This is a genomic window from Cryobacterium sp. TMT2-15-1, assembly GCF_004402345.1.
Taxonomy (GTDB): Bacteria; Actinomycetota; Actinomycetes; order Actinomycetales; family Microbacteriaceae; genus Cryobacterium; species Cryobacterium sandaracinum.
The window spans coordinates 37,227-43,639 of sequence record NZ_SOGD01000017.1; the positions used below are offsets into that span (position 1 = coordinate 37,227).

Genomic DNA, 6,413 nt, shown 5'->3' on the forward strand with positions numbered 1-6,413 from the left:
AGCGTGTGGTCAGACCACACCGTCCGACGCGTGATCCCCCGCCGGGCACACCGCATGCCACCCCAACGTCGAGGAGGACCCCGTGAGCATCGAACGCCGTGCCTGGGAAATCGTGTTGCAGAGCATCGAGCGGGATCTCCTCAGTGGGCGACTACGCCCGGGTGACCATCTTCCGCCCGAGCGGGCCCTCGCCGCCGAACTGGGCGTCGGACGGTCCAGCGTGCGTGAGGCCATCCGGGTGCTCGAAGTACTCGGGCTGCTTCGCACGTCCGCCGGGTCGGGGCCCACGGCGGGTGCGATCATCGTGGCCCTGCCCGGCGGCGGCATGTCGGCGCTGATGCGTCTGCAGGTGGCGGCGCAGGGGTTTCCCGTCGCTGACGTGGTCAAGACCCGGCTGGTCCTCGAGGCCTCGGTCGTGACCGAGCTGGCGGAGGCATCCGCCCAGGCCAGTTCCACCATGGACGCCAACGCCTCCCTGCACCCCGACCTGACGACGCCCGAGCTGCTGCTCTGCGCCATGGAGTCTCCCGCGCTGACCGAGGGGGAATTCCTGGCCCTCGACGCCGCGTTCCACCTGGCCCTGGCCACCGCATCGGGTAACCAGGTCGTGACCGCCACGATGGCGGGGCTGCGCAGTGCCATCGAGGGCTATGTGCGGGCGGGGGCGACCAGCCTCGCTTCCTGGCCCGACACCTCCGCCCGGCTCCGCGCCGAACACCGCGCGATCCTCGGCGCGATCGTGGCCGGCGATCCCCCGGCCGCCCGCAGGCTCGTACAGTCCCATATCGCGGGTTACTACGCGGAAACCCACCTCGCCAACCACCTGCCCGACCTCTTCGCCAACGACCACACGGATGCCAACGGGCACCCGGTGGCCCGATAGAAAGGACCCTTCGACCATGGTTCAACGACGCATCCCGAAGATCAAAGACCTTGCCCCGCTGATGCACTTCAAGACCCCCGAGCTGAACGCGAAGAAGCGCCGCCTCGAGGGCGCGCTCACCATCTACGACCTCCGCGACATCGCCAAGAAGCGCACCCCCAAGGCCGCGTTCGACTACACCGACGGCGCCGCCGAGGCCGAGCTGTCGCTGGGCCGTGCCCGCCAGGCCTTCGAGGACATCGAGTTCAACCCGTCGATCCTGCGGGACGTGTCGGCCGTGTCGACCGGCTGGGACGTGCTCGGCGCCCCGGTGGCCCAGCCCTTCGGCATCGCCCCGACCGGGTTCACCCGGATGATGCAGACCGAGGGTGAGATCGCGGGCGCCCACGTCGCGGCCCGGGCCGGCATCCCCTTCTCCCTGTCGACCATGGGCACCACGTCGATCGAGGACGTCAAGGCCGCGAACCCCCACGGGCGCAACTGGTTCCAGCTCTACATGTGGAAGGACCGCGACCGCTCGATGGCGCTCGTGGACCGGGCCGCGAAGGCCGGTTACGACACCCTGCTGGTGACTGTGGACGTGCCCGTGGCCGGCGCGCGCCTGCGCGACAAGCGCAACGGTTTCTCGATCCCGCCGGCCCTGACCGCCGGAACGGTCATCAACGCACTGCCGCGGCCGGAGTGGTGGATCAACTTCCTCACCACCGAACCGCTCGCCTTCGCCAGCCTCGACCGCTGGAGCGGCACAGTCGCCGACCTGCTCGACACGATGTTCGACCCCACCGTCACCTTCGAGGACCTGGCCTGGATCAAGGCGCAGTGGCCGGGCAAGATCGTCGTCAAGGGCGTACAGAGCCTGGCGGATGCGCGCACGCTCGCCGACCTCGGCGTGGACGGCATCATCCTCTCCAACCACGGCGGGCGCCAGCTCGACCGCGCCCCGATCCCGTTCCACCTGCTGCCGCACGTCGTGCGCGAGGTCGGTAACGAATACGAGGTGCACCTGGACACGGGAATCATGAGCGGCGCCGACATCGTCGCGTCCGTCGCCCTCGGCGCCCGCTTCACCCTGGTCGGCCGCGCCTACCTCTACGGCCTGATGGCCGGCGGCGAGGCCGGCGTCGACCGGGCCGTCCAGATCCTCTCCGAGCAGGTCTCCCGCACCATGCGACTGCTCGGCGTGAACAGCCTGGAGGAGCTCGAGCCGGGCCACGTCACCCAGCTCGCACGCCTCGGCCGCATCGCGCAGCCGGTGGCGGCATCCGTCGGCGTGTAGCGCCGTGGCCGCCCGGCCGGCCGAACCTCGGCGAGTGTCGCCGTTTGTGCCGAGCTGACCCGTTCCCGCGGGTCGACTCGGCACAGGCGGGACAACTCGGCGGCTCGGCTACGCGGCGGCGAGCTCCGCGAGCACGGCGGCCAACTGCTCGACCGCCCAGTCGAGGTCGGCCTCGGAGACCACGATCGGCGGGGCCAGCCGGATGGTGAAGCCGTGGGTGTCCTTCGCGAGCAGGCCGCGGGCCAGGAGGGCCTCGCAGACCACCCGGCCGGAGGCCAGCGTCGGGTCGATATCGATGCCGGCCCAGAGGCCGGCGCCACGCACGGCCACGACGCCCTGGCCGATCAATCCGGTCAACCCGTCGTGCAGGCGGGTGCCGAGAACGCGCGCTCGCTCCTGCAGTTCGCCGGTGGCCAGCAGTTTCACCACGGCGAGGCCGACGGCCGCCGCCAGCGGGTTGCCGCCGAAGGTCGAACCGTGCTCGCCGGGGCGGAGCACGCCGAGGATGTCCCGATTGCCGACGACCGCCGAGACCGGCACGATGCCGCCGCCGAGTGCCTTGCCGAGCAGGTAGAGGTCAGGAACGACGCCCACCAGGTCGCAGGCGAAGGTCGCGCCCGTGCGGCCGAGGCCGGACTGGATCTCGTCGGCGATGAACAGCACATTGTGGCGTTTCGTGATTTCGCGCACGGCCGGCAGGTAGTCGGCCGGCGGCACGACGATGCCGGCCTCGCCCTGGATGGGTTCGAGCAGCACCGCGACCGTGTTCGCGTCGATCGCGGCCTCGAGGGCCGCGGCGTCCCCGTAGGGAACCGTGCGGAACCCCGGCGTGAACGGCCCGAAATCCTTACGGGCCGACTCGTCGTCGGAGAAGCTGATGATCGTGGTGGTGCGGCCGTGGAAGTTCTCCCCGGCCACGATGATGTTCGCCATCCCGGCGGCGACGCCCTTGACCCGGTAGCCCCAGGCGCGGGCCACCTTGATGCCGGACTCCACCGCCTCGGCGCCCGTGTTCATCGGCAGGACCATGTCCTTGCCGGAGAGCTCGGCGAGCGCGGTCACGAACGGGCCGAGCTGGTCGTTGTGGAAGGCGCGGCTGGTGAGCGTGATGCGGCCCAGTTGCTCGCGAGCGGCGTCCAACAGGAGCGGGTTGGAGTGGCCGAAGTTGACCGCGGAGTACGCGGCCAGGCAGTCCAGGTAGCGGCGGCCGTCGACATCCGTCACCCACGCGCCGTCGCCGGACGCGACGACCACGGGCAGCGGATGATAGTTGTGGGCCGCGTGCTCGTCTTCCAGCGCGATATACGCGGCCGGTCCGAGCGCGGCGGCCGGGGCGGTGGCCTGGTCGGTCATCTGGTCGGTCATCGGCGTAGCTCCAGGGTGCAGCACTTCACTCCTCCTCCACCGAGCAGCAGCTCGGACAGGTCGACCCCGATCGGGTTGAAGCCGCGGGCGCGCAGCTGGGCCTCGAAGCCCTTCGCCCGCGCGGCGATGACCACGTTGTAGCCGTCGGAATAGGAGTTGAGGCCGAGGATGGCCGCGTCCTCCTCGGCGACGATGATGGCGTCCGGGAATCGCTCGCGCAGGATGGCCAGGCTCGGCTCGTCGAACGCGCTCGGCAGGTAGGCGATCTCACCGTTGCCCGTGGCCGGCGACGCGTCGAGCACGGCGATGGCCGTGTCGAGGTGGTAGAAGCTCGGATTGATCAGGTTGAGCGTGATCACGGGGCGGCCGTAGATCGCCGACACCTCTTCATGGCTGTTCGAGGCGCTGCGGAACCCGGTGCCCGCGAGGATCACGTCGCCCACGAGCAGGAAGTCGCCCTCGCCCTCGTTGATCTCCGCCGGCACGCGCACGTCGAAGCCGTTGGCGCCGAACCAGTCCATGTAGGCCGGACCTTCCGGCTGGCGTTCGGCGTAGGTGAAGGCCGCGCCGTAGGCGATGTTGTCGATGATGAATCCACCATTGGCCGCGTAGACCATGTCCGGCAGGCCGTCGACGGGGTCGATCAGGTGCACGTCGAAGCCGAGGCCGACATAGGTGTCGTACAGCGTCTGCCACTGGGCGACGGCGAGCGCGGTGTCCGTCGGGATGGCGGGATCCATCCAGGGGTTGATGCGATAGACGACGGAGAAGAAGTCGGGCTTGCACATCAGCACGGTGCGCTTGACGGGCGTGCGCACGGGCAGGGCCGGCGAGACGAGCTCGTCCAGGTTCGGGGTGGTGAGGTTGGTCGTCATGGTGACTCCTTCGGCGGCCATCCGCCCTCTTCGGGTGAGGTCGGCTGGCGGGGTGGATGGCGGACCAGGTCACTCACGAGAGCTCTGCCGGCACGAAACGCCTGGGCAGAGACGCCATGCTTAGTCTCACACAGCACGAATCGGATGTGCACCCCACTCTGCGCCGAAAACGTGCGCGCGTCCGGCCCCTCACGCAGTTTTCCGCCACACCGGGCGATGACGGATGCCGCACGTTCGCCCGTAGATCCGCTCGCCACTGCGCAGCTATCCAGTGAATTGCGCTATCGGGCGCGGGTTTTCTGCGTTCATGAGTGCGCCAGCGCAACGATGCCCCCTAGACTCTCGGCATGGACAACCTCGACCGTGGCATTCTCGACCTGCTCCGCCAGAACGCCCGGGCGGGCTACGGCGATATCGGCTCGGTCGTCGGACTCTCGGCGTCGGCCGTGAAACGCCGGGTCGACCGGCTCGTGGCCGACCGCGTCATCCGCGGTTTCACCATCCAGGTGGATCCGGCCATCGACGGCATGAGCACCGAGGCCTACGTCGAGCTGTTCTGCCGCGGCACCGTGGCGCCCGAGGAATTGTTGCGAATCCTGTCCGGGGTGCCGGAGGTCGTGGACGCCGGAACCGTCACGGGCAGCGCCGACGCCATCGTGCACATCCGGGCCCGGGACATCCCCGGTCTGGAGGCGGCGCTGGAAAAGGTGCGTCTGGCACCCAACGTGGACCACACCCGCAGCGCGATCGTGCTCTCCCGGCTGATCCACCGGTCCGCCGAGTAGCCGCGCGGCTCCCCGCAGGATCGGACCGGCCGGCGCCGAGGGCATCAGCGCGGCGCGTGTCGCTAGCCCGGCACCGGGACGGGGCGCCGGGTCACGGGGGCCAGCAGGTGGATCAGGGCGACCGCCGCGACCGATCCGGCGCAGAGGATGCCGGCAAGCACCACGATCTGGAACCGCCCGGCCTCGAGCGGCGAGGCGCCACCGAAAATCGCTCCCACGAAGGCCCCGGGCAGCGTGACCAGCCCGGTGGTCTTCGTCTGGTCGGTCGAGGGGATCAGAGCGAAGTACACCGCGCGGCGGGCCAGTTCCCGGGTGGACTGGCGCGGGGTGGCGCCGAGGGCCAGCCAGCCCTCGACCTCCTCCCAGTGCTCGGTCACACCCTCGGTGAAGCGCCGGCCGGAGAGCGTGGCGATCGACATGGCGTTGCCGATGATGATGCCACCGAACGACAACACGTAGCGCGGCGTGAACTCGAGCGCGCCGGTGCCGAAGACCACGAGGAGGGTGACCATCACGCCCAGGCCCATCGAGGCGGCCACCCAGGCCGCGTGCCGCCGGGTGGCGCCGATCCGGCGGGTGACCGTGCCGACCGCCGCGGTGAACATGACCGCCAGACCCACGCCGACCCAGAACGGGTCGGAGATGATGCCGCTGAGGATCAGGCTGATCGCGGCGAGCTGCAGGGCGCCGCGCAGCACGGCGAGGGCCGGCGCGAACGGATGCGACACCCGGTAGCCGCGCAGCACCAGCGTGACGATCGCGATGAGCAGCGCGATCCCGAGCAGGGTCGGCGCGAGTCCGGCCATCTGGGCGGGGAGGTCGCGGGGCCAAGTCACGTGACGAGCCTAGCGAGCCGCCGCGCCCGGCAGGCCCCGGTGATCGGAACCCGCCAACGACTGGGCTCCGTCAGCGCGCAGGAGAGGCGCCGCCGATCGTGCGGACGGCCCTGGGCATCCGTTGAGGCCGCCAGTGCCCGAGAAAGCTAGCCGTCGTACGAGGCGGCGAGGCGGCGGAAGCCCTCATCGAGGCTCACCGCGGGCGTCCACCGCAGCTCGGACCGGGTGCGGCGCTGGTCGAACCAGTGCGCGGTCGAGAGTTGCTCGGCCAGGAACCGGGTCATCGGCGGCTCGTCGGCGCCCGGACGGATGCGCCAGGCCGCCTCGATCAGCGCCCCCGCACCGCGGGCGACCCCGGCCGGGACCCGCCAGGCCGGCGCCGGCACGCCGGCG

6 protein-coding genes and 1 pseudogene are annotated in these 6,413 nt (G+C 70.6%); 3 read left to right on the forward strand and 4 right to left on the reverse strand.

What is annotated here, in order from left to right; genetic code table 11:
* The first annotated feature begins 82 nt into the window (after positions 1 to 82).
* Together E3O62_RS03545 and E3O62_RS03550 are read left to right on the forward strand one after the other, a co-directional pair.
* Positions 83 to 883, forward strand: a complete 801-nt coding sequence (locus E3O62_RS03545; protein ID WP_134397563.1) for a FadR/GntR family transcriptional regulator — start codon at positions 83 to 85, stop codon at positions 881 to 883.
* 16 nt (positions 884 to 899) lie between these two features.
* Positions 900 to 2,159: an alpha-hydroxy acid oxidase gene (locus E3O62_RS03550; RefSeq protein ID WP_134394412.1), complete on the forward strand. Its 1,260-nt coding sequence runs from the start codon at positions 900 to 902 to the stop codon at positions 2,157 to 2,159.
* A gap of 108 nt (positions 2,160 to 2,267) precedes the next feature.
* On the opposite strand, the gene rocD is transcribed toward E3O62_RS03550, so the two are convergent.
* Complete coding sequence (rocD, locus tag E3O62_RS03555) at positions 2,268 to 3,512, reverse strand: ornithine--oxo-acid transaminase (protein ID WP_134397568.1); 1,245 nt, start codon at positions 3,510 to 3,512, stop codon at positions 2,268 to 2,270.
* 8 nt (positions 3,513 to 3,520) lie between these two features.
* Positions 3,521 to 4,399, reverse strand: a complete 879-nt coding sequence (gene ddaH, locus E3O62_RS03560) for a dimethylargininase (protein ID WP_134397564.1) — start codon at positions 4,397 to 4,399, stop codon at positions 3,521 to 3,523.
* Between the two features lie 347 nt (positions 4,400 to 4,746).
* Here ddaH and E3O62_RS03565 point away from each other — a divergent pair, with 347 nt between their 5' ends.
* The gene (locus tag E3O62_RS03565) at positions 4,747 to 5,184 is read left to right on the forward strand and encodes an Lrp/AsnC family transcriptional regulator (protein ID WP_104099917.1); all 438 of its coding nucleotides are present in this window, start codon (positions 4,747 to 4,749) and stop codon (positions 5,182 to 5,184) included.
* A gap of 62 nt (positions 5,185 to 5,246) precedes the next feature.
* On the opposite strand, the gene E3O62_RS03570 is transcribed toward E3O62_RS03565, so the two are convergent.
* Positions 5,247 to 5,990 carry an ABC transporter permease gene (locus E3O62_RS03570; protein WP_134394451.1) on the reverse strand — a complete coding sequence of 248 codons (744 nt, stop codon included), beginning with the start codon at positions 5,988 to 5,990 and terminating at the stop codon, positions 5,247 to 5,249.
* A gap of 176 nt (positions 5,991 to 6,166) precedes the next feature.
* Positions 6,167 to 6,413: pseudogene (locus E3O62_RS03575) on the reverse strand (NAD(P)-dependent oxidoreductase); the annotation flags it as partial.

Coding starts and splice junctions, on each gene's coding strand:
- E3O62_RS03550 (WP_134394412.1), top strand. CDS start 900: ATGGTTCAACGACGCATCCCGAAGATCAAAGACCTTGCCCCGCTGATG.
- rocD (WP_134397568.1), bottom strand. CDS start 3,512: ATGACCGACCAGGCCACCGCCCCGGCCGCCGCGCTCGGACCGGCCGCG.
- ddaH (WP_134397564.1), bottom strand. CDS start 4,399: ATGACGACCAACCTCACCACCCCGAACCTGGACGAGCTCGTCTCGCCG.
- E3O62_RS03565 (WP_104099917.1), top strand. CDS start 4,747: ATGGACAACCTCGACCGTGGCATTCTCGACCTGCTCCGCCAGAACGCC.
- E3O62_RS03570 (WP_134394451.1), bottom strand. CDS start 5,990: ATGGCCGGACTCGCGCCGACCCTGCTCGGGATCGCGCTGCTCATCGCG.